We start from the raw sequence: 20,391 nt of genomic DNA, 5'->3' as shown, positions 1-20,391 counted from the left end.
CGGGGTGCTGACGCTCGGACCACTGGGATTTGCCGCGCCTTGGGTGCTGGCGGCGCTGATCGCGCTGCCCGTGCTGTGGCTGCTGCTCCGCGCCGTGCCGCCCGCCATGCGCGAGGTGACGTTCCCCGGCACCGTGCTGCTGGTAGGCCTGGCCGACCCCGCCCCCATCGCCCGGCGCACGCCATGGTGGCTGCTGGCGCTGCGCCTGGTCGCCATCGCCGCGCTTGTGGTGGGGCTCGCCGGTCCGGCCTGGCGGCCGGTGGCCGACGAGACGCCGCCGGGGCCGCTGCTGGTGGTGGTCGACGCGGGCTGGTCCGCCGCGCCGGGGTGGGAAGCGGCGCGCGCGCGTGCCCTGGCCGCGCTGGACCAGGCCGCGGCCGGGGCGCACCCGGCCGCTCTGCTGATCGCGGACGGGCGGACCGGGCAGGGCGCCGCGCTTCCCTTCCAGCCCGCCGCCCGGCACGCCGCGCGGCTTCGCGGCGCCGAGCCGCAGCCCTGGGCCACCCGCTATCCGGCGGATCCTGCAACGGTGCTGGACGGTGCGCCGGACCGCTTCGCGACCCTCTGGATCAGCGACGGGGTCGAACATCCGGGTGGGCCCGGGCTGCTGGCGGCGCTGGCCGCGCGCGGTCCGGTCACGGTCGTCCCGCAGGCCGCCCCGGTCCGCAGCCTGGAACTGCAACCTGGGCGCGAGCCTGTGCTGGTGCTGCGATCCACCGCTCCGGCTCCGCTGCCGGCGATCCAGGCGATCGGCCCCGATCCGCAGGGCACGCCGCGGACGCTCGCGCGGCTGACCCCGCCGGACCCCGCGGTGACGAACGGCATCGCCGAGGCCACGCTGCCGATCGACCTGCCGTCGGAACTTCGCAACCGGGTCACCCGCTTCGCGGTCGAGGGTGACGCCTCTGCCGGCGCCGTCGTCCTTGCCGACGACCGCATCCGCCGGCGCAAGGTGGCCATCGCCGGCGACACCCGCAGCACGGAAGGGCAGGCGCTGCTGTCCCCGCTGCACTACCTGCGACAGGCGCTCGCGCCCCGCGCGGACCTTGTCGAGGGCACGCTGGCCGAGGTGCTGCCCGCCGCGCCCGACGTGATCGTCATCGCCGACCAGCCGCTCGACCCCGACCAGCCGGCGCTGTCCGAGTGGATCGACCGCGGCGGCGTCCTCATCCGCTTCGCGGGTCCGCGCATGGCCGCGTCCGACATGCTGGACCTCGATCCCCTGCTGCCGGTGCGGCTGCGCCCCGGCGGGCGCGACATCGGCGGCGCGCTGAGCTGGGGCGACCCGCGCGAGATCGCGCCCTTCGCCGCCGACGGGCCATTCGCGGGCCTGGCCCCGCCCGCCGACGTGACCGTGCGCGCGCAGCTGATGGCAGAGCCCGACCCGGACCTCGCCGCCCGCACCATCGCGCGGCTGAGCGACGGCACCCCGCTCGTCACCCGCGACGCGATCGGCCGGGGGCAGCTGGTCCTGTTCCACACCGCCGCCAACGCGGAGTGGTCGTCGCTGCCGCTGTCGGGGCTGTTCCTCGCCATGCTGGAGCGCCTGATCCAGGGCGCTCCCGGCCTCGACGCGGCCACTGGCGCGCCTGCGCCGGATGTACCCGGGGCGCAGGCGGGCGAGCAGCCGTTCTGGTCGGCCGAGACGGTGCTCGACGGCTTCGGCCGCGCCGCGCCGCCCGCCGACGACCTGCCGCCCGTCGCCGCGGCCGACATGGGCGCAGGCCCGGCCCCCGGCGTGCCCGCCGGCGTCTATGTCGCGGGCGAGCAACGGTTCGCGCTGAACGCGGGCGGGCCGCTTGCGCCTGCCGCATGGCCGGGCGCTGTCGTCGAACAGCCCGGGCGCCCGCGCGGCACCGAACTGCGCGGCTGGCTGCTGGCGGTCGCGGCCGCACTGCTGGCGGCGGATGCCGTCGCTTCGGCCATGATCGCAGGCGGGCGGCGCGGCCGCGGCGTGGTGGCGGCATGAGGATCCTCGGCCCCGTGCTCGTCGCTTTCGCGCTGCTGGCGCCCCCGGCCGTCGCGCAGGACGAACCGCCCCCGCAGCTTGCCGCCGCTGCCCGGCAGGTGGCGCTGGCCCATGTCCTGACCGGCGACCCCGAGGTGGACGAGACCGCGCGCGCGGGCCTCGACGGCCTGTCGCTCGCCCTGACCCTGCGGACGACGGTCGAGCCCGGTCCTCCGGTCGGGATCGACCTCGATCGCGACGACCTGTCGCCGCTGACGTTCCTCTACTGGCCGGTGACGTCCGGCCAGCCCGCGCCGTCGCCCGCAGCCTACGTCCGGCTGAACCGGTTCCTGCAGTCGGGCGGCATGATCCTGTTCGACACGCGCGACGGCGACATCGCCTCGGCCGGGCTGCCGGGGGCGCAGTCCGACCTGCAGCGCCTCGCCGCGCCGCTCGACATCCCGCCGCTGGCGCCGGTCCCCGACGACCACGTCCTGACCCGCAGCTTCTACCTGCTCGACGATTTTCCCGGCCGCTGGCAGGGCAACCCGCTGTGGGCCGAGGCGTCGGCCGCCAGTTCCGAAGGGCCACCCGCCGCGGGCTTCCGCAACCTCAACGACGGCGTGTCGCCGGTGCTGATCGGCGCGAATGACTGGGCCGAGGCATGGGCCATCGACGACCGCGGCCTGCCCACGCACCAGATCGGGCGCGGGCTGGACGGCGAGCGGCAGCGCGAGCTGGCGCTGAGATTCGGGATCAACCTTGTCATGTATGTGCTTACGGGCAATTACAAATCCGATCAGGTGCACGTTCCCGCGCTGCTCGAACGTCTTGGCCGGACCGACGCCGGCTCGCCGGGGGGCGCGTTCGCGGACCCCTTCTCAGGCGCGTTGCCCGAGGCGCTTTTCGACGAACCGCTTTCCGGTGATCGTCCGTGACCGGCCTGCGCTTCGATCCCGCGCTGCCCTGGGCCGCTGTCGCCGCCATCGCCGCCGTGGCGCTGCTGGCTGCGGCCTGGGCGCTGTGGCGCGGGTTGCCGGGCTGGGCGCTGCGCGGCTTGGCCGGCCTCGCCGCGGCCGCCGCGCTTGCCGGGCCCGTGCTGGAACGGGGGGTGCGGCAGGGCCTGTCGGACATCGTGATCCTGATCGACGACCGCACCGCCAGCCAGACGCTGCCGGGCCGGGCGGCGCAGGTGGACGCGGCCGTGGCGCAGCTGACGGCGCGGCTATCCGCTCTGCCCGACGTCGACCTGCGCCGCGTGACGGTGGGCGACGATCCCGAGGGAACGCAGCTCGGCACCGCCATGACGCGCGCGCTCGCCGCCGAACCCGAGGCGCGGGTTGCAGGCATCATCGCCGTGACCGACGGGCAGGCGCACGACACCCCCATGATCCCGAAAACGGCGCCCGCGCCGGTCCACGTCCTTTTGACCGGCGCGCCGGACGATTGGGACCGGCGGCTCGTGGTGGACGAGGCGCCCGCCTTCGGTCTTGTCGGCGAGACCGCGACCATCCGTCTGTCGGTGCAGGACCAGGGCGCGGTGCCGGCGGGGATGGCCGGCCGCGCGGCCACCCTGCGCGTCCGCCTCGACGGCGAGGCCGAGCAGGTGATCGCGCTGCCCCCCGGCGTCCCGCTGGACCTGCCGGTCGAGATCGCCCATGCCGGGCAGAACGTCGTGTCGCTGCGCCTCGACCCGCCCGACCAGGGGCCTGCGCAGCTGACCGACCGCAACGACGCGGCCGCGATCCAGATCGAGGGCGTGCGCGACCGGCTGCGGGTGCTTCTGGTGTCGGGAGAGCCTCATCCCGGCGAAAGAACCTGGCGCAACCTGCTGAAATCGGATGCGAACGTCGACCTGATCCACTTCACCATCCTGCGTCCGCCGGACAAGTCGGATGGGGTGCCGGTGGACGAGATGGCGCTGATCGCCTTTCCCACGCAGGAGCTGTTCGAGCAGCGGATCGCCGATTTCGACCTGATCATCTTCGACCGCTACCGCGTCCGCGGCATCCTGCCGCCGCAATATTACGAGAACATCCGCCGCTACGTCGAGGAAGGGGGCGCGCTGCTGGTCTCCTCCGGCCCGGAGATCGCGAGCGTGGAAAGCCTGAACCTCTCGCCCCTCGGCGCGATCCTGCCCGCGCGCCCCACCGGCCGCATCGTCGAGGAGGCGTTCAGGCCGGACCTCACCGAGGCGGGCCGCCGCCACCCTGTCACCGCGGGTCTACCGGGCGCGCCCGCCACGGCGGATGCCGAGCCGACCTGGGGCCGCTGGTTGCAGCGGGGCGAGATCATCCCCGAGCCCGGCACCGAAGTGGTGATGACGGCGGGGGACGACGACGCGCCCCTGCTGGTCCTGAACCGCGTGGGCGAGGGGCGGGTGGCGATGCTCGCTTCGGACCAGGTGTGGCTGTGGGGGCGCGGCTTCGAGGGCGGCGGGCCGCAGCTCGAACTCCTGCGCCGCGTCGCGCATTGGTCGATGAAGGAACCCGAGCTGGAGGAGGAGGCGCTGCTCGCTTCCGTCACGCGCGACCTGTCGCTGACGGTGACCCGCCGCACGATGCAGGAAACTGCCGGCCCGGTCCGCATCACCGGCCCCGACGGCGCCGCGCGCGACCTGCCGCTGGAGCCGCAGGGGCCGGGCCGCTTCACCGCCACCTGGCAGGCCCCCGCGCCGGGTCTTTACACGCTGGCCGACGGCGATCTGACCCGCCTCGTCGCGATCGGCCCCGCCGCCCCGCGGGAATTCGAGCAGACGGTGGCGTCGGACGCGGCCCTCGCGCCGCTGGCGGCGGCGACCGGCGGCGCGGTGCTGAACCTCTCGGACGGCATCCCCGACGTGCGGACCGCGCGCAGCGCGCGATCGGCCCACGGGCGCGGCGTCGTCGGCGACTGGATCGCGATCACGCCGCGGGACGCCGCGCAGGTGTCGGGCCTGTCGCGCCGGCCGCTGCTGCCCGACTGGGCGTGGCTCGCCCTGATCGCGGGGCTTGCAATCGCGGCATGGTTGCTGGAAGGCGGCCGCCTGAGGAGAACGCGATGACGCTGAACCGACGCCGCTTCCTGGGGACCGCCTGCGCCGGGGGCCTTGCCGCGCTGGGTGGCACGGGCGCGCTCGCGCAGGTCGCGGGCGTGGCGCTGGCGCCGCTGACCTCGACGCCGCCCGCGCGAAGGCCGCCGCCCTCGGCCGCGCAGCTGATTGGGGCGGCGCGGCTGGATGCGCAGGTCGGCTTTGCCGCGCTTCGGCCCGACGGCACCGTGCTGGACGCGCGCGACGCCGACGCGGGCGTGCCGCCCGCCAGCACGCTGAAGACGGTGACCGCGCTTTATGCGCTGGATCGCCTTGGCCCCGCGCACCGCTTCGCGACACGCGTGCTGCTGGACGGCGACACGCTGGTGCTGGCCGGCGGGGGCGATCCGGTGCTCGACAGCGACGCGCTGGCGCGGCTCGCGGCCGACGTGTCCGCGGCGTTGGCGGGAAGGCCCGTCGCCCGCTTCCTCGTCTGGGGCGGCGCGCTGCCCCGCGTGAACGAAATCGCGCCGCCGCAGGCCGACCACCTCGCCTACAACCCGTCGCTGTCCGGGATCATGCTGAACTTCAACCGCGTCCACCTCGGCTGGCGCGGCACGCAGCTGTCGCTGACCGCGCGGGGCGAGGACGTGGCGCCGCGCGCCTACAGCATCCGGGTCGCGGTGGCCGACAGGGGCGCGCCGCTCTTTGCCTATGACGGGGACCGCGCGACCGAGAACTGGACCATTGCCGCGCGCGGCATGGGGAAATCCGGCAGCTGGTGGCTGCCCGTGCGCCGGCCCGAGCTTTACGCGGGCGACGTTTTCCAGACGCTCTGCCGCGCCGGCGGTCTGGTGCTGCCCGCGGCGGAGATCGGCCACGACGCGCCGACAGGCGCCGAGATCGCGCGGAACGACAGCCCGCCGCTGCGCGAGATCCTGCGCGACATGCTGCACTACTCGACCAACCTCACCGCCGAGGCGGTGGGGCTCGCGGCCAGCGGGGCGGATGACCAGGCGGCGTCGGCCGCGGCCATGGCCGGTTGGCTGCGCGGGCGCGGAACACCGGGCGAGTTCCACTTCGCGGACCACTCCGGCCTGTCGCCGGAAAGCCGTATCAGCCCGCTGACGCTCGCCCGGGTTCTTGCGGCACCGGCGGCCGTCGCGGCGCTGGACGGGATCATGAAGCCCGATCCGCTGCGCGAGGCGCTGGGGGCGGAATCGCGCGGGGCTGGCGTGCGCGCGAAGACGGGGACGCTGAACTTCGTATCGAACATCGCGGGTTACGCCGCGGACGGGATCACCTTTGCGATCCTCACCGCGGACGAAGGGCGCCTGGCGGCCACGGCGGGCGCGGACCTGCCGGACGGCGTCCTGTCCTGACCGTCCGGTCGAAACGGCTGCAGCGCGACCTGATCGAACGGTTCGAGCGGCTTGCGACCGAGCCGCAGCGCCACGTCACCACAGATTATGACTTCGACTCAAGAGGGTAGACCCGAAAGCGTATCCGGATTCTACGTCAGATCACGCGATGACGGGTGACCGCCGACAGCTCGATCGCCGCGGCGTGCAGGCGGTCGATCTCCAGCTGCTCGCGGATCTCGGACAGCATCTGCCATTCGCCTTCGCCCAGCCGCCCGTCGGCCGCCGCCACGTCGCAGGCGAGCGCGTAGGCGGTGTCGAACAGCCGTTCGGGCACCGCCGCGCGGATCAGGCCGAACAGGGCGTCGAGCCCGTCCTCCTCCTCGAACAGCGAGAACACCGTGTGCGCCACCGCGCGGATGCGGCCTGCATCGTAGGATGCGAATACCGGCGTGTGGTCCACCATCCGCTCGATCGCCAGCAGTTCGGACGTCCGCATCGTCTCGTCCGAGGCGGACACAGCGACCATGACGGCAACCAGAGCGTCGCAGGCGGAAAACGAAGGCAGATCGATCGTCATGTGATGGAATCCGGGTCTTGTTGACGTGGCGCGCGGGCGCCGATACGGCAAACGCCGAACGAACGGAGAAAGCCGATGACCACCCTGCGCGATGCCGCGATGAATTCCAAGGCCTGGCCCTTCGAAGAAGCGCGCCGGGTGCTCAAGCGCTACGAGAAGAAGGACCCCGAAAAGGGCTACGTCCTGTTCGAGACCGGCTACGGCCCCTCGGGCCTGCCGCATATCGGCACGTTCGGCGAAGTTGCGCGGACCACGATGATCCGACGCGCCTTCGAGCTTGTCAGCGATATCCCCACGCGCCTGTTCTGTTTTTCCGACGACCTCGACGGGATGCGGAAGGTGCCGGACAACGTGCCGCAGGCCGGCATGCTGCGCGAGAACCTGCAGAAGCCGCTGACCAGCGTGCCCGACCCGTTCGGCGAATACCCGAGCTTCGGCGATCACAACAACGCCATGCTGCGCCGCTTTCTCGACACCTTCGGCTTCGAGTACGAGTTCATCAGCGCGACCGAGTTCTACCGCTCGGGCCGGTTCGACGAGACGCTGCTGCGCGCCGCCGAACGCTACGACGCGATCATGGAGATCATGCTCGCGTCCCTGCGCGAGGAACGCCAGCAGACCTATTCCTGCTTCCTGCCGATCCATCCCGAAACCGGCCGGGTGCTGTACGTTCCGATCCGGAACGTGGACGCCGCGAACGGCGAGATCACCTTCGACGACGAGGACGGCCGCGAATGGACGGTGCCGGTCACGGGCGGCAACGTGAAGCTGCAGTGGAAGCCCGACTTCGGCGCCCGCTGGGCCGCGCTGGACGTCGACTTCGAGATGTACGGCAAGGACCATTCCACCAACACGCCGATCTACGATGGCATCTGCGCGGCGCTGGGCGGCCGCCCGCCGGAACATTTCACCTACGAGCTGTTCCTGGACGAGCACGGACAGAAGATCAGCAAGTCAAAGGGTAACGGCCTTTCCATCGACGAATGGCTGACCTACGCGGCGACCGAGAGCCTGTCGTACTTCATGTACCAGAAGCCCAAGACGGCGAAGCGGATGCATTTCGACGTGATCCCGAAGGCGGTGGACGAATACCACCAGCAGCTCCGCGCCTTCCCCGGCCAGTCGCCGGACCAGCAGCTGAACAACCCGGTGTGGCACATCCACGGCGGCGATGTGCCTGCGTCGAACATGGTGGTCCCGTTCCAGATGCTGCTGAACCTCGCCTCGGTCGCTGGGGCAAAGGACAAGGACGCGCTGTGGGGCTTCATCCGCCGCTACGCGCCCGACGCGAGCCCTGAAACGCACCCCGATCTGGATGCCGCTGCCGGCTTCGCGGTGAAGTACTTCAACGACTTCGTCGCGCCTTCTCGACAGTTTCGAGCGCCGACGGACAAGGAGCAGGCGGCGCTTCAGGATCTCGCAGGGCGGCTTGCCGCGTGGGACCAGCCTGCGGACGCCGAGGCGCTGCAGACGATGGTCTTCGCGGTCGGGACCGAGCACGGGTTCGAGCCCCTGCGCGACTGGTTCCAGGCGCTCTACCAGGTGCTGCTGGGCGCCGACCAGGGCCCGCGCTTCGGCGGCTTCATCGCGCTTTACGGCGTCGACGAGACCCGCGCCCTGATCGAGCGCGCGCTCGCGGGCGAGCTGGCGGCGGCCTGATGGCGACGGCCGGACAGGCGCAGCCCGCCGTCGTCCTTGTCCGTCCGCAGATGGGCGAGAACATCGGCGCGGCCGCGCGTGCGATGCTGAACTTCGGCCTGACCGACATGCGGCTGGTCGATCCGCGCGACGGCTGGCCCAACCCGCGGGCGGTCGCCATGGCCTCGGGCGCGGCCGGACAGGTGCTGGACCGCGCCCGTGTCTTCCCGACCCTGGCCGACGCCATGGCAGACGTGGATTTCGCCTTTGCCACCACGGCGCGAGGGCGCGAGCTGACGAAGCCCGTGCACACCCCCGCGACCGCGATGGACGCGGCGCGCGCCATGACGGCAGAGGGCCGCCGCGTGGCGCTGATCTTCGGGCCGGAGCGCGCGGGGCTGGAAAACGACGACGTGGCGCGGGCGAACGCCATCGTCACGGTGCCGGTGAACCCGGACTTCCCGTCCCTCAACCTTGCCCAGGCCGTGCTGCTGATGGGCTATGAATGGGGCCGTGACAGCCTTCCGGCAGAGCCCGCGCCCCGTATCCGCACGCCCGGCGGCGAGGCGCCGGCGACCCGGCTGGAAGTGGAAAGGCTCGCCGACCACTGGGAGGAGCGGCTGACCGAGGCGCGGTTCTTCTTCCCGCCCGACAAGGCGCCGGCGATGCGGCTCACGGTCCGCAACCTGTGGTCGCGCATGGGGCTCACCCGCGGCGACGTGCAGATCTTCCACGGGATTCTGCGGCAGCTGACATGGTCCGGGACCGGCAAGCCGCGGCAGGACAAGACGGCCAGCGGACACCCCGCGCAAGATTGACCTTTGCAGGCCACAAGGCCAATGTCGCGCCGCAATGCAGGGATGACGACATGGCCAAGCGCCCCATCTTCGAGGAGGTGTCGCAAGCGACGCCTGCCCAGACCGCACCGGCGGGAAACCTGATCGATTCCGGGTCGCGCATGGGCGCGAACATGGCCCGGGGCGCGATCCGGGCCTGGCTCGTGGTGCTGTTCGTCATGGTCGTGGCGATGATCGCGCTTGGCGGCGCGACGCGGCTGACCGGGTCGGGGCTGTCGATCACCGAATGGAAGCCGGTGACCGGGGCTTTCCCGCCGACGACCGAGACCGCCTGGGGCGCGGAGTTCGCGAAATACCAGCAGATCCCGCAGTTCCAGATCGAGAACCCGACCATGGACCTTGCCGGGTTCAAGCGGATCTACTGGTGGGAATGGTCGCACCGGCTGCTGGGGCGACTGGTCGGCCTCGTCTGGGCGGCGGGCTTCCTGTTCTTCTGGCTGACCGGCCGGGTTGGGCCCGGCTGGTCCTCGCGGTTCCTCACGCTGGGTCTTCTGGGCGGGCTTCAGGGTGCCGTCGGCTGGTGGATGGTAAGCTCCGGCCTGGGCGCGGGGATGACGTCGGTCGCGTCGTACCGGCTGGCGATCCATCTCGGCCTCGCCTTCGCGATCCTCGGGCTGATCGCGTGGTACATGTTCCAGCTCGCCCGGCCGCAGGGGCAACTGCTCCGGGCAAGGCGCGCGGGCGAGCCGAAGCTGTTTTCCATGACAACCGGCCTCATGCACCTCGCCTTCGTGCAGATCCTGCTGGGCGCGCTGGTCGCGGGGATCGACGCCGGGCGCCAGTACACCGGATGGCCGAAGATGGGCGGCGAGTGGATCCCCGACGCCATCTGGGACGGCGCGCTCGGCTGGCGCAACTTCTTCGAGAACGCGGCGACGGTGCAGTTCACGCACCGGATGACCGGCTACCTGCTCGCGATCTTCGCCGTGGTGGTCTGGGCGCGGTCGCGCCGCTCGCCGCACCCGGTCACGCGCGGGGCCTATACCGTCATGATCCTCGCCGTCGCGTTCCAGATCATGCTGGGGATCGCCAACGTCCTGCACGGATCGCCCCTGCCCGAGGCGCTGGCCCACCAGCTGGGCGCGGTCGCGCTGTTCGTGCTGGTCATCCGCGCGCGCCACCACGCCCGCTACCCGTATGAAACCAGCGTCAGGGGGACGATCCGATGAGCAGCCGCGAAAGCCTTGCCGCCCTGGTGGAGTTCCAGCGCACGACCGAGGCGCTGGCGGCCGTGGCACAGCGCCTCGACTGGGACCGCGAGACGGTGATGCCGCGCGGCGCCGCCCAGCAGCGGTCCGAGGAGATCGCCGCGATGGAGGAGATGCTGCACGCCCGCCGCACCGACCCGCGGGTGGGCGAGTGGCTGGACGACGCCCGTGCGGAGTCCGAGGCAGAGGTGCGCATGGTCGAGCTGATCGACCGCGACTTCCGCCGGAAAAGCGCCGTGCCCGCGCGACTCGCCACGGAACTCGCGCGGCTCACGTCGCTGTCTCAGGGGATCTGGGCCGAGGCGCGCGCCGCCGACGCGCCGGGGGATTTCCTGCCGACGCTCGACGAGGTGCTGACGCTGAAGCGAGAGGAGGCCGACGCCTACGTCGCGGCCGGCTTCGGCAAGGGCGACCGCTACGACGCGCTCTTGGACGACTACGAACCCGACACCTCGGCGGCGGACATCGCGCGGCTGTTCGACACGCTGCGCCCGCGCCTCGTGTCGCTGCGGGACGCGGTGATGGGGGCCGAGCGGCAGCCCGAACGGCTCGCCGGGCATTTCGCGCAGGAAGCGCAGATGCGCCTCGCCCGCGCCTGCGCCACGGCGTTCGGGTACGACTGGAATTTCGGGCGGCTCGACATCGCGGTTCACCCGTTCAGCTCGGGCACATGGCAGGATAGCCGGATCACAACGCGGGTCATGGAATCCGATCCGTTCAACTGCATCTACTCGACCATCCACGAGGTCGGGCATTCCAGCTACGAGCTGGGGATCGACCCGGACTACGCCTTCACGCCCCTGGGCGGCGGCGTCTCGATGGGCGTTCACGAAAGCCAGAGCCGCATCTACGAGAACCAGCTCGGCCGCAGCCGCGCGTTCACCGGATGGCTGCACGACCGGATGGGCGACATGTTCGGCGGGCTGTCGGTGCGCGACGCCGACGCCTTCTACGGCGCGGTGAACCGCGTTGCGCCGGGCTTCATTCGCACCGAATCCGACGAGGTGCAGTACAACCTGCACATCATGCTGCGCTTCGAGCTGGAGCGGGATCTGCTGTCGGGCAAGCTTGCCGTCGCCGACCTGAACGAGGCATGGAACGCGCGCTTCCTGCGCGACTTCGGCTTTGCCGTGGACCGGCCCGCGAACGGCGTCCTGCAGGACGTCCACTGGTCGGTCGGGCTGTTCGGGTACTTTCCGACCTATTCGCTGGGGAACGTCTATGCAGGCTGCCTGAACGCGGCGCTGCGCGATGCCGTCCCCGACGTGGACGAGGCGCTTGCGGCCGGCGACGCGACCCCGGCCGTCGAGTGGCTGCGCGAGAACCTGCAGCGCCACGGGAGCCTTTACCGCCCCGTGGACCTAACCGGACGTGCGACCGGCGCCCCGGTCAGCGCCGAGCCGCTGCTCGATTATCTCGACGCGAAATTCGGCGAGATCTACGCGCTGTAGGCGTCAGTCCAGAAGCGCCGCCACGATCCGGGCGGCCTCGTCCCGGCAGGGCGTCAGGCCGCCCCGGTTCTCGCCCGGGTAGAAGCGGGCACGGGTCGCGGTCGGCATCGGCGCGGGGCTGTCCACGGTGACCCGGGGGCCGATCTTCTCGGCCTCTGCCTGCCAGCTGCGCGCGAGCGCGATCTGGGCGGCCTTGGTCGCGCCGTAGACGCCGAAGAACTTCTCGCCCGCGCGGGGGTCGTCGAAGAAGACGGCCTGCCCGTTCCTGGCGCGCAGCAGCGGCTCGACCAGCTGCATGAGGCCGTGCGTGGCCGAGATGTTCGTGTCGATGGAGCGGGCGATTTCCTTGGGATCGGTCTGCGCCGCGGGCGAAAGCGGCGCGGCGTGGACGGCGCAATGCGCCCACAGGTCGATCCCGCCCCAGCGTTTCTGCACCGCCTGCACCATCTGGATCATGGCGGCCGCGTTCGTCACGTCCATCGGCGCCAGCGTCGCGCTGCCGCCGCCGCCGCGGATGCGGTCGTCCAGCTCTTCCAGCGCGCCGGTCGTGCGGGCGACGGCCACGACGTGCCAGCCGCGCGCGCCGAGCGCTTCGGCCAGCGCCGCGCCGAGCCCGCGCGAGGCGCCGGTGACGAGTGCGATCTTCGGTTGCGGGGCGTCCGGGGTCGGGTCCTGTTCCATGCCGGGCCGAGTGCCACCGCCGCGCGCGTCCCGCAAGCGGATTTTGGTTAGCCGATCGACAAACTGTCTTTCCGCGGCGCCGGCCGCATGATACAAAGCCACATGGCTAAGCTTGACCGGACCTTCCACGCCCTCGCCGACCCGACGCGCCGCGCCGTCCTGACCCGTCTCGCGCACGGCCCCGGCAGCGTGGGCGACCTGGCCCGGCCTTTCGCCATGACGCTGCCAACGTTTCTTCAGCACCTGCGCGTGCTGGAAGAAGGGGGCCTGATCCGCACGGAAAAGCGGGGCAGGGTGCGCGTCTGCCACCTCGCCCCCGGTGCTTTCGCGCCCGTGGCCGAGTGGCTCGACGCTCAGCGCCGTGAATGGGAGGGGCGGACCGACCGGCTCGCCGCCTTCGTCGAGACCGGAACCGCGAACAAGGATGACCTGCGATGAAAAGCACGACCCGGGTCGAAGGGAACGACCTCATCATCACCCGCCGCATCGCCGCCGCGCCCGAGGTGATCTGGGATGCGCTGACGGACGCCGCGAAGCTGAAGCAGTGGTTCGCGCCCCGTCCGTGGCGCATCACCGAAGCGGTGGTGGAGCCGCGTCCCGGCGGCCGGTTCCACATCGCGATGGCGGGCCCCGAGGATCAGCCAGCGGACTGCGCCGCTGACGAAAGCGATGCCGGCGGTTGCGTGCTGGAGGCCGAAGCCCCGCGCCGGCTTGCCTGGACCGACGCGATGTCGGCCGGCTACCGCCCCAACGCGCAGCCCTTCATGACCGCGATCGTCACGCTCGACTCGGACGGCGACGGGACCACCTACACCGCCACCGTGCTGCACCGCACGCCCGAGGACCGCAAGCGCCACGAGGAGATGGGCTTCGCCGAAGGATGGGGCACCTGCATCGAGCAGCTGGCCGAACTGGTGGAGTGACGAAAAAGGGGGCCGCGTGGCCCCCTTTGCGATGGCTGCGCGAGCGGTCGCTCAGCGGTTCGCCATCTCGACATAGTCGCGCTTGCCCTCGCCGACATACAGTTGCCGCGGGCGGCCGATCTTGCCCTGCGGGTCGGCAATCATCTCCTTCCACTGCGAGATCCAGCCGACCGTGCGCGACAGCGCGAAGATGGGCGTGAACATCGAGGTCGGGAAGCCCATCGCCGACAGGATGATGCCCGAGTAGAAGTCGACGTTGGGATAGAGCTTCTTCTCGACGAAGTATTCGTCTTCCAGCGCGATCCGCTCGAGCTCCTTGGCGACCTTCAGCGTCTCGTTGTTCTCGATCCCGAGGATGCCGAGCACCTCGTCCGCGGTTTCCTTCATGACCTCCGCGCGCGGGTCGAAGTTCTTGTAGACGCGGTGGCCGAAGCCCATCAGCCGGAAGGGGTCGTCCTTGTCCTTGGCCTTGCGGATGTATTCGGGGATCCGGTCGACAGTGCCGATTTCCTGCAGCATTTCCAGCGCCGCCTGGTTGGCGCCGCCATGCGCGGGGCCCCACAGGCAGGCGATGCCCGCCGCGATGCAGGCGAACGGGTTCGCGCCCGACGACCCGGCAAGCCGCACCGTCGAGGTCGAGGCGTTCTGTTCGTGATCCGCGTGCAGGGTGAAGATCAGGTCCATCGCCCGGGCCAGCGCGGGATCGACGTTGTACTTTTCGGCCGGGACCGAGAAGCACATCTTGAGGAAGTTCGAGGCGTAGTCGAGCTCGTTGTCCGGATAGACGAAGGGCTGGCCGACCGAGTACTTGTAGGCCATCGCCGCGATCGTCGGCAGCTTGGCGATCAGGCGGATCGAGGCGATCTCGCGCTGCATCGGGTCGTTGATGTCGGTGGAATCGGGGTAGAACGCCGACATTGCGCCCACCACGCCGACCATCGTGGCCATCGGGTGCGCGTCGCGGCGGAAGCCGCTGAAGAACTTGTGCATCTGCTCGTGCACCATCGTGTGACGGGTCACGCGAGTCTCGAAGTCGGCGGCCTGCGCCGCGTCGGGCAGCTCGCCGTACAGCAGCAGGTAGCACACTTCGAGATAGCGCGACTTGGCCGCCAGCTGCTCGATCGGGTAGCCCCGGTACCACAGCTCGCCCTTGTCGCCGTCGATGTAGGTGATGGTGGAATCGCACGACGCGGTCGAGGTGAATCCGGGGTCGAAGGTGAACACGTCGCCCTGCGCGTAGAGCTTGCGGATGTCGAGGCACTCCGGCCCGACCGTGGGGGTCAGGATCGGCAGGTCGATGTTCGTTCCGCCAAGGTTCAGCGTTGCAGTCTTGTCGGCCATGAAGGAAGTCCTCTCTCCTTGGCCCGGGGGCCAGGTTGGTCCATGTGTCAGCCCGCGACGTCGCCAAGTCGGGCGAGCGTCTCTTCCCGGCCAAGTGCGATCATCATGTCAAAAACGCTGGGGGTCGCCGTCCGTCCGGCAAGTGCTGCCCGCAGGGGCGCCGCAATCTTGCCCAGTCCGACGCCGTTCGCCTGTGCGACGGTGCCTGCAACAGCCTCCAGATCGTCTCGCGTCCAGTTAGCATTCTGCAGCGCAGCGGTCAATTCGGCCAGTATGCCTTTGGATACCGGATCCAGCGCCTTCGCCGCCTTCTCGTCCGCCTCGACGGGGCGGTCGATCAGGGCAAAGCGTGCCTGGTCAAGCAGTTGCGGCAGGGTCTTGGCCTTTTCCTTCAGCGCAGGCAGGGCGGGTGTCAACCGGCTGACCTGCACCGGCGTCAGGGCTGGGCGCCCGGTTTCGATGAGAAACGCCATGATCTCGCTCAGAAGCGCCGCATCGTCCATCGCCCCGATATGGTGGCCCGACACGTGTTCCAGCTTCCTGAAGTCGAGCCGCGCGGGCGCGCGCCCGATCCCGGGCAGGTCGAACCACGCCCGCGCCTGCGCGTCGTCGAACAGCTCGTCGTCGCCGTGGCTCCAGCCGAGCCGGGCGAGGTAGTTGCGCATCGCGGCCGCCGGATAGCCCTCGGCCGCGAATTCGTGCAAGCCGACCGCACCGTGGCGCTTGGACAGCTTCTTGCCGTCGGTGCCGTGGATCAGGGGGATATGGGCAAAGACCGGGCGCGGCCAGCCCATGGCGTCGAACACCTGCGCCTGGCGCGCGGCGTTGGTCAGGTGGTCGTCGCCCCGGATCACGTGGGTCACGCCCATGTCGTGGTCGTCCACCACCACCGCCAGCATGTAGGTCGGCGTCCCGTCCGAGCGCAGCAGCACCATGTCGTCGAGCTGGTCGTTGCGGAAGGTGACGTCGCCCTGCACCGCGTCCGCGATCACCGTCTGCCCCTCGCGCGGCGCGCGCAGGCGGATCGCGTAGGGCGCATCGGGCCGGGTGGCCGGGTCGGCGTCGCGCCAGGGGCTCACGAAGGTCTGGTTCGGGTGCGCTTCGCGCCACGCCTCGATTTCGGCGGGGCCGGTGTAGCAGGGATAGGCGCTGCCGTTCGCCATCAACTCGCGCGCGACCTCGGCGTGGCGGTCCGCGCGCTCGAACTGGCTGATCGGCTCGCCGTCCCAGTCGAGGCCGAGCCATGACAGGCCCTTCAGGATCGCCTCGGTCGCCTCGGGGGTGGAACGCGCGCGGTCCGTGTCCTCGATCCGCAGCAGGAACTTGCCGCCGCGCCCGCGGGCATAGAGCCAGTTGAACAGCGCCGTCCGCGCGCCGCCGATGTGCAGATAGCCGGTGGGCGAGGGTGCGAAGCGCGTGACGACCGGGGCACCGGCGGGCGTGTCGGGCAAGGGGTCGTGCGGCGTGGCGGGCTGGCTGGCTGGCATGGGCGGCGGGGGCTCGTCTTTGGGCGGTTAACGCTTTGGTAACGCGCGCCCCGCTAGGATCGCCGCACTGATAAGTGCAGCTTCGTGAAAGGACAAGCTTGTGACGGCGCTCGATGCGGGCTCGGCGGGGCAGGCCGGCGCGGTGTCCGCCTCGCGCCCGGCGCCCCGCCTCCGCGACCACGCGCGCCCCGAACGTCCCGATACGGTCGCGCGGGCGGGGTTGTTCCTCTGGACCCCGGTGTGGCTGTCGGGCGGCATCGGCGGCTGGTTCGCGCTGCGGCAGGAACCGGGCGCAGTGTTCTACGCCGTTGCCGCGATGGTGGCGGCGCTGTCGATCTGGGTGGGCGTGCGGGCGGTCGCCTGGGCCGAGACCGGAAGGCTGGGCGAGAAGGCGGCGGGATGGGCGCGGGCCCTGGGCTTCGCCGCGGCGCTGGTCGCCACGGGCGCCTGCCTGGCGGGGCTTCGCGCGCACCGGGCCGACGCGCCGGTGCTGGGCTACCGCTACCACGGCCCGATCGAGGGGCGGGTGGTCGGCATCGACCGGTCCGGCCGCGACCGCATGCGCCTGACGCTCGACGACGTGGTGCTGCCCGGCATGGCCCCTGCGCGGACCCCCGCGCGGGTCCGCCTGTCCCTGACCGAGCCTGGCCCCCCGCAGTCTCGACCGCAGTCTGCCCCGCAGGCGGGCGCACCGTCCGGGCCGCTGTCCGTCGCGCCGTCCGTGCCGCTGCCCGATCCGGGCGAGCGGGTGATGACGACCGGTCACCTCGGCCCTCCGCCGGGGCCGGCGGAGCCGGGCGGCTTCGATTTCCGGCTCGGCGCGTTCTTCGACCGGATGGGCGCGGTCGGCTATACCCGCAATCCGATCCTGACGATCGAGCCGGCCGCCGACGGCGCGATGGCCATGCAGCGCCTGCGGCAGCGCGCGGCCGGCGGCATCGCGGACGGGATCGGCGGGCAGGAAGGGGCGGTCGCGGCGGCGCTGATGACCGGCGACAGGTCGCGAATCGCCGAGGCCACGAACCAGCTCATGCGGGATTCGAACCTCTACCACATCGTGTCGATCTCGGGCCTGCACATGGCGATGCTGGCGGGCTTCGTCTACGCCGCGCTGCGCATCGCGCTCGTGGCGGCGCAGGCCGGCGGGGTGCTGGCCGCGGGCGTGGCGTGGCACAAGGTCGCCGCGCTGTTCGCGCTGGTGGCCGCGGCCGCCTATCTGTGGATGTCGGGAGGGGGCGTCGCGACCGAGCGGGCGTTCGTCATGGTCGCGGTGATGCTGGGCGCGATCCTCGCCGACCGGCGCGCGATCTCGCTGCGGACCGTGGCCCTGGCGGCGACGCTGATCCTCGTCCTGAACCCGCAGGCGCTGCTGTCGCCCGGCTTCCAGATGAGCTTTGCCGCCACCGTCGCGCTGATCCTGACGGCGCGGCCCTGGGCCCGGATCGCCCCGCACCTGCACTGGACCGTCCGCCCGGCGGCGATGCTGGTGGTCTCGTCCCTCGTGGCGGGCCTCGCCACCAGCCCGATCGCCGCCGCCCATTTCAGCCGCGCTGCGCAGTACGGGCTTCTCGCCAACCTGCTCGCGGTGCCAGCGATGGGCGCGCTGGTCATGCCCGCCGGCGTGATCGCCGCGATCCTGGGCCCGCTGGGCCTGGCCGCGCCCGCTCTGTGGGTCATGGGCGTCGGCACCCGCTGGATGCTCATCGTGGCCGAATGGATCGCGGGGCTGGACGGGGCGGTCTACGCCGTCGTCGCGCCGCCGCCCGCGACGCTGCCGCTTCTGTGCGGGGGCGTGCTCGTGGCGGCGCTGGTCCTGCGGCGGGGCGCTGGGCGGGGCGCCCACGTGGCGGGGGGGATCGCACTGGCCGCGGCAGGGGTCGGGCTTTCGCTGTGGCTGCAGGTGGAGCGCCCGGCGATCCTGGTCGCGCCGGAAGGCGCGGCCGCAGGCATCATGACGCCGGCCGGGCGATCCCTGTCGAAGCCCGCGAACGCCTTCATCGCCGACAGCTGGCTCGAGGCCGACGGCGACACCGCCACCGCCGAGGACGCCGCGGCGCGCCCGGGCTGGACCGGCGGGCGCGGGGTCCGATCGGCCACGGTCGCGGGCGTTCCGATCGTCCACCTGACCGGGAAGCCGGGCCGCGCCGCGCTTCCTGCGGAGTGCCGGAAGGGCGTCGTGGTGATCGCGGATTTCGACGCCGGCGAGGCGCCGGCCCCCGGATGGCCCTGCACGCTCTTCGACCTGCGATACCTGCGCCGCAGCGGCGCGGTCGCGGGCCATGTCGGACCCGGGGGCTTGCGCTGGATCACCGCGAAGGATGCCGCCGGCGCGCGGGTCTGGGCGCGCCAGGGCGGTTGAGCGAAGGCCCGTCCTATCGGAAAGAAGACGGGCCCCGGCGGTCAGCGGACCTCGGCGAACACCTTCGTGAGCGCTCCGTCCAGCTTCTCGAGCATCTCGTCCATCTGCGCGTCGGTCAGGATGAACGGCGGGCACAGCACGATCGACTGCCCGAGCGGGCGGCAGATCAGCCCCATGTCGGTGCAGGTGTTGGCGATCCGCTCGCTGATCGACAGGCTGCCCGGGAACGGCTCCTTCGTCTCGACGTCGCGCACCGCCTCCAGCGCCCACATGTAGCCGATGCCGCGCAGTTCGCCGATGTTCTCGTGGCGCTGCATGATCTGGCGCAGCCCCGCCTCCATCCGCGGCGCGCCGCGGACGACGTTCTCGGCCAGCCCCTCGTTCATCACCACGTCGATCGCCTTCAGCGCGATGGCGCAGCCGACCGGGTGGCCCGAGGCGGTGAAGCCGTGCGGGAATTCCTCGATCGGCGCGATCGCCGCGTCCAGCCGGTCGGAAAGCTCCGGGCCGAGGATCACCGCGCCCATCGGGAAGAACCCGGCCGTCAGGTTCTTCGAGCTGATGATCGCGTCCGGCATGAAGTCGTAGGTCTGGCACCCCCAGGTGTTCCCGGTGCGCCCGAAGCCCGTGATGACCTCGTCCGCGATCAGCGGGATGCCGTGCCGCTTCAGGATCGGGGCGATCGCCTGGAAGTAGCCGCTGGCGGGCGGGATCACGCCGCCCGCGCCCTGCACCGGCTCGGCGAAGAACCCCGCGATCGTGTCCGCGCCCTCGTCGGCGATCACCGCCTCCAGCTCGCGGGCGAGGCGGCTCACGAACTCCGCCTCGCTCTCGCCCGGGTTGCCCTCGCGCCAGTAGTGCGGGCAGGTCAGGTGGATGAAGCCGTCCATCGGCAGGCCGAACACCTCGTTGTAGGGCTTGCCCGTCATCGACGCGCTGACCGCCGTCACCCCGTGATAGGCGTTCCAGCGGGTCAGGATCTTGCGGCGCTCCGGCTTGCCTTCGGCCCGGTGCAGGAACCACAGCATCTTGACCATGGTGTCGTTCGCCTCGGACCCCGAGTTGGTGTAGAACACCTTGCCGCGCGCGAAGGGCGAGACCTCGACCAGCTTTTCCGACAGCATCACGGTCTGGTCCGACATCCGCCCGAAGAAGGCGTGGTAGCCCGGGAAGCGGTCGTACTGCGCCTTCGCGGCCTCGATCAGGCCGGGGTGGTCGAAGCCCGCGACCATGTTCCACAGGCCCGAGTTCGAATCGAGCCACTTGCGACCCTCGGTGTCGAAGACATACGGCCCTTCGCCGTGGGTCAGAACGACCGTGCCGCGGCGCTCGACGCTCGGCAGGTCGGTGAAGCCGTACATCGAGTGTTGGTGCGCCCGCGCGGACCAGGTCTTGTCGTCCATGATCGTGATCTCCTGATCGGTTTGCGCGCAGGCTATCCGGGCGGCGGGCGGGGTTCAACGCGGGCTTGGCGAAGTCTTCGACGGGCGGGCCCCGCGCCCGTTCTTTCAAACCCGCCGCCCATGCTGTATGACCCCGAGGTTCCC

General features: G+C 71.4%; 16 protein-coding genes. 11 read left to right on the top strand and 5 right to left on the bottom strand.

The annotated features are described in order from the left end of the window. The first annotated feature begins 4 nt into the window (after positions 1–4). The 4 genes from ELI80_RS02765 to ELI80_RS02750 are packed head-to-tail and all read left to right on the top strand — an operon-like array spanning position 5 to position 6,340. Entirely contained in the window at positions 5–1,969 is a 1,965-nt protein-coding gene (locus ELI80_RS02765) for a BatA domain-containing protein (RefSeq protein ID WP_136649470.1), read from the top strand. Beyond that, positions 1,966–2,886, top strand: a complete 921-nt coding sequence (locus ELI80_RS16555) for a DUF4159 domain-containing protein (RefSeq protein WP_328592229.1) — start codon at positions 1,966–1,968, stop codon at positions 2,884–2,886. The genes ELI80_RS02765 and ELI80_RS16555 overlap by 4 nt, the downstream gene beginning before the upstream one ends. Next, positions 2,883–4,991 carry a hypothetical protein gene (locus ELI80_RS02755; protein WP_136649468.1) on the top strand — a complete coding sequence of 703 codons (2,109 nt, stop codon included), beginning with the start codon at positions 2,883–2,885 and terminating at the stop codon, positions 4,989–4,991. Before ELI80_RS16555 ends, ELI80_RS02755 begins: the two co-directional genes overlap by 4 nt. Then, positions 4,988–6,340: a D-alanyl-D-alanine carboxypeptidase gene (locus ELI80_RS02750; RefSeq protein WP_236641293.1), complete on the top strand. Its 1,353-nt coding sequence runs from the start codon at positions 4,988–4,990 to the stop codon at positions 6,338–6,340. The genes ELI80_RS02755 and ELI80_RS02750 overlap by 4 nt, the downstream gene beginning before the upstream one ends. A 136-nt stretch (positions 6,341–6,476) precedes the next feature. Here the strand turns inward: ELI80_RS02750 and ELI80_RS02745 are convergent, their stop codons facing one another. Then, entirely contained in the window at positions 6,477–6,899 is a 423-nt protein-coding gene (locus ELI80_RS02745) for a tellurite resistance TerB family protein (RefSeq protein ID WP_136649467.1), read from the bottom strand. Positions 6,900–6,974: 75 nt separating this feature from the next. Here ELI80_RS02745 and ELI80_RS02740 point away from each other — a divergent pair, with 75 nt between their 5' ends. Genes ELI80_RS02740 through ELI80_RS02725 form a run of 4 tightly spaced genes read left to right on the top strand, consistent with a single transcriptional unit; the run spans position 6,975 to position 12,053 of the window. Continuing rightward, positions 6,975–8,558 (top strand): lysine--tRNA ligase, encoded by a 1,584-nt coding sequence (locus tag ELI80_RS02740; protein ID WP_136649466.1) that lies wholly within the window; start codon positions 6,975–6,977, stop codon positions 8,556–8,558. Beyond that, positions 8,558–9,355, top strand: coding sequence for an RNA methyltransferase (locus ELI80_RS02735; RefSeq protein ID WP_136649465.1), 798 nt, complete (start codon positions 8,558–8,560; stop codon positions 9,353–9,355). The genes ELI80_RS02740 and ELI80_RS02735 overlap by 1 nt, the downstream gene beginning before the upstream one ends. Positions 9,356–9,405: 50 nt before the next feature. Then, positions 9,406–10,563, top strand: coding sequence for a heme A synthase (gene ctaA / locus ELI80_RS02730; RefSeq protein WP_136649464.1), 1,158 nt, complete (start codon positions 9,406–9,408; stop codon positions 10,561–10,563). Next, positions 10,560–12,053, top strand: a complete 1,494-nt coding sequence (locus ELI80_RS02725) for a carboxypeptidase M32 (RefSeq protein WP_136649463.1) — start codon at positions 10,560–10,562, stop codon at positions 12,051–12,053. The genes ctaA and ELI80_RS02725 overlap by 4 nt, the downstream gene beginning before the upstream one ends. Before the next feature lie 3 nt (positions 12,054–12,056). Here ELI80_RS02725 and ELI80_RS02720 read toward each other — a convergent pair whose 3' ends face one another. Beyond that, positions 12,057–12,734: an SDR family NAD(P)-dependent oxidoreductase gene (locus ELI80_RS02720; protein ID WP_136649462.1), complete on the bottom strand. Its 678-nt coding sequence runs from the start codon at positions 12,732–12,734 to the stop codon at positions 12,057–12,059. 102 nt (positions 12,735–12,836) lie between these two features. Between ELI80_RS02720 and ELI80_RS02715 the strand changes: the two genes are divergently transcribed. Together ELI80_RS02715 and ELI80_RS02710 are read left to right on the top strand one after the other, a co-directional pair. Continuing rightward, a complete protein-coding gene (locus ELI80_RS02715) occupies positions 12,837–13,172 on the top strand; it encodes an ArsR/SmtB family transcription factor (RefSeq protein WP_201740532.1) in 336 nt (111 codons plus the stop codon). Continuing rightward, positions 13,169–13,657, top strand: a complete 489-nt coding sequence (locus ELI80_RS02710) for an SRPBCC family protein (RefSeq protein WP_136649460.1) — start codon at positions 13,169–13,171, stop codon at positions 13,655–13,657. The genes ELI80_RS02715 and ELI80_RS02710 overlap by 4 nt, the downstream gene beginning before the upstream one ends. A 51-nt stretch (positions 13,658–13,708) precedes the next feature. On the opposite strand, the gene ELI80_RS02705 is transcribed toward ELI80_RS02710, so the two are convergent. Further along, positions 13,709–14,998, bottom strand: coding sequence for a citrate synthase (locus tag ELI80_RS02705; RefSeq protein WP_136649459.1), 1,290 nt, complete (start codon positions 14,996–14,998; stop codon positions 13,709–13,711). A 47-nt stretch (positions 14,999–15,045) separates the two neighbouring features. Next, positions 15,046–16,485, bottom strand: coding sequence for a glutamate--tRNA ligase (gene gltX / locus ELI80_RS02700; protein ID WP_136649458.1), 1,440 nt, complete (start codon positions 16,483–16,485; stop codon positions 15,046–15,048). A gap of 100 nt (positions 16,486–16,585) precedes the next feature. Here gltX and ELI80_RS02695 point away from each other — a divergent pair, with 100 nt between their 5' ends. Continuing rightward, the gene (locus ELI80_RS02695) at positions 16,586–18,844 is read left to right on the top strand and encodes a ComEC/Rec2 family competence protein (protein ID WP_236641292.1); all 2,259 of its coding nucleotides are present in this window, start codon (positions 16,586–16,588) and stop codon (positions 18,842–18,844) included. A gap of 41 nt (positions 18,845–18,885) precedes the next feature. On the opposite strand, the gene ELI80_RS02690 is transcribed toward ELI80_RS02695, so the two are convergent. Next, positions 18,886–20,247 carry an aminotransferase gene (locus tag ELI80_RS02690; protein WP_136649457.1) on the bottom strand — a complete coding sequence of 454 codons (1,362 nt, stop codon included), beginning with the start codon at positions 20,245–20,247 and terminating at the stop codon, positions 18,886–18,888. Between the last annotated feature and the right edge of the window lie 144 nt (positions 20,248–20,391).

It is taken from the genome of Paracoccus aeridis (assembly GCF_004923205.2).
GTDB lineage: Bacteria > Pseudomonadota > Alphaproteobacteria > Rhodobacterales > Rhodobacteraceae > Paracoccus > Paracoccus aeridis.
The sequence above is the reverse complement of the archived record's forward strand: the minus strand, read 5'-3'. Positions and strand labels throughout refer to the sequence as shown.

Excerpts from the sequence above, each read along its gene's own strand:
- ELI80_RS16555 (WP_328592229.1), top strand. The coding sequence starts at position 1,966 with ATGAGGATCCTCGGCCCCGTGCTCGTCGCTTTCGCGCTGCTGGCGCCC.
- ELI80_RS02750 (WP_236641293.1), top strand. The coding sequence starts at position 4,988 with ATGACGCTGAACCGACGCCGCTTCCTGGGGACCGCCTGCGCCGGGGGC.
- ELI80_RS02745 (WP_136649467.1), bottom strand. The coding sequence starts at position 6,899 with ATGACGATCGATCTGCCTTCGTTTTCCGCCTGCGACGCTCTGGTTGCC.
- ELI80_RS02740 (WP_136649466.1), top strand. The coding sequence starts at position 6,975 with ATGACCACCCTGCGCGATGCCGCGATGAATTCCAAGGCCTGGCCCTTC.
- ELI80_RS02735 (WP_136649465.1), top strand. The coding sequence starts at position 8,558 with ATGGCGACGGCCGGACAGGCGCAGCCCGCCGTCGTCCTTGTCCGTCCG.
- ctaA (WP_136649464.1), top strand. The coding sequence starts at position 9,406 with ATGGCCAAGCGCCCCATCTTCGAGGAGGTGTCGCAAGCGACGCCTGCC.
- ELI80_RS02725 (WP_136649463.1), top strand. The coding sequence starts at position 10,560 with ATGAGCAGCCGCGAAAGCCTTGCCGCCCTGGTGGAGTTCCAGCGCACG.
- ELI80_RS02720 (WP_136649462.1), bottom strand. The coding sequence starts at position 12,734 with ATGGAACAGGACCCGACCCCGGACGCCCCGCAACCGAAGATCGCACTC.
- ELI80_RS02715 (WP_201740532.1), top strand. The coding sequence starts at position 12,837 with ATGGCTAAGCTTGACCGGACCTTCCACGCCCTCGCCGACCCGACGCGC.
- ELI80_RS02710 (WP_136649460.1), top strand. The coding sequence starts at position 13,169 with ATGAAAAGCACGACCCGGGTCGAAGGGAACGACCTCATCATCACCCGC.
- ELI80_RS02705 (WP_136649459.1), bottom strand. The coding sequence starts at position 14,998 with ATGGCCGACAAGACTGCAACGCTGAACCTTGGCGGAACGAACATCGAC.
- gltX (WP_136649458.1), bottom strand. The coding sequence starts at position 16,485 with ATGCCAGCCAGCCAGCCCGCCACGCCGCACGACCCCTTGCCCGACACG.
- ELI80_RS02690 (WP_136649457.1), bottom strand. The coding sequence starts at position 20,247 with ATGGACGACAAGACCTGGTCCGCGCGGGCGCACCAACACTCGATGTAC.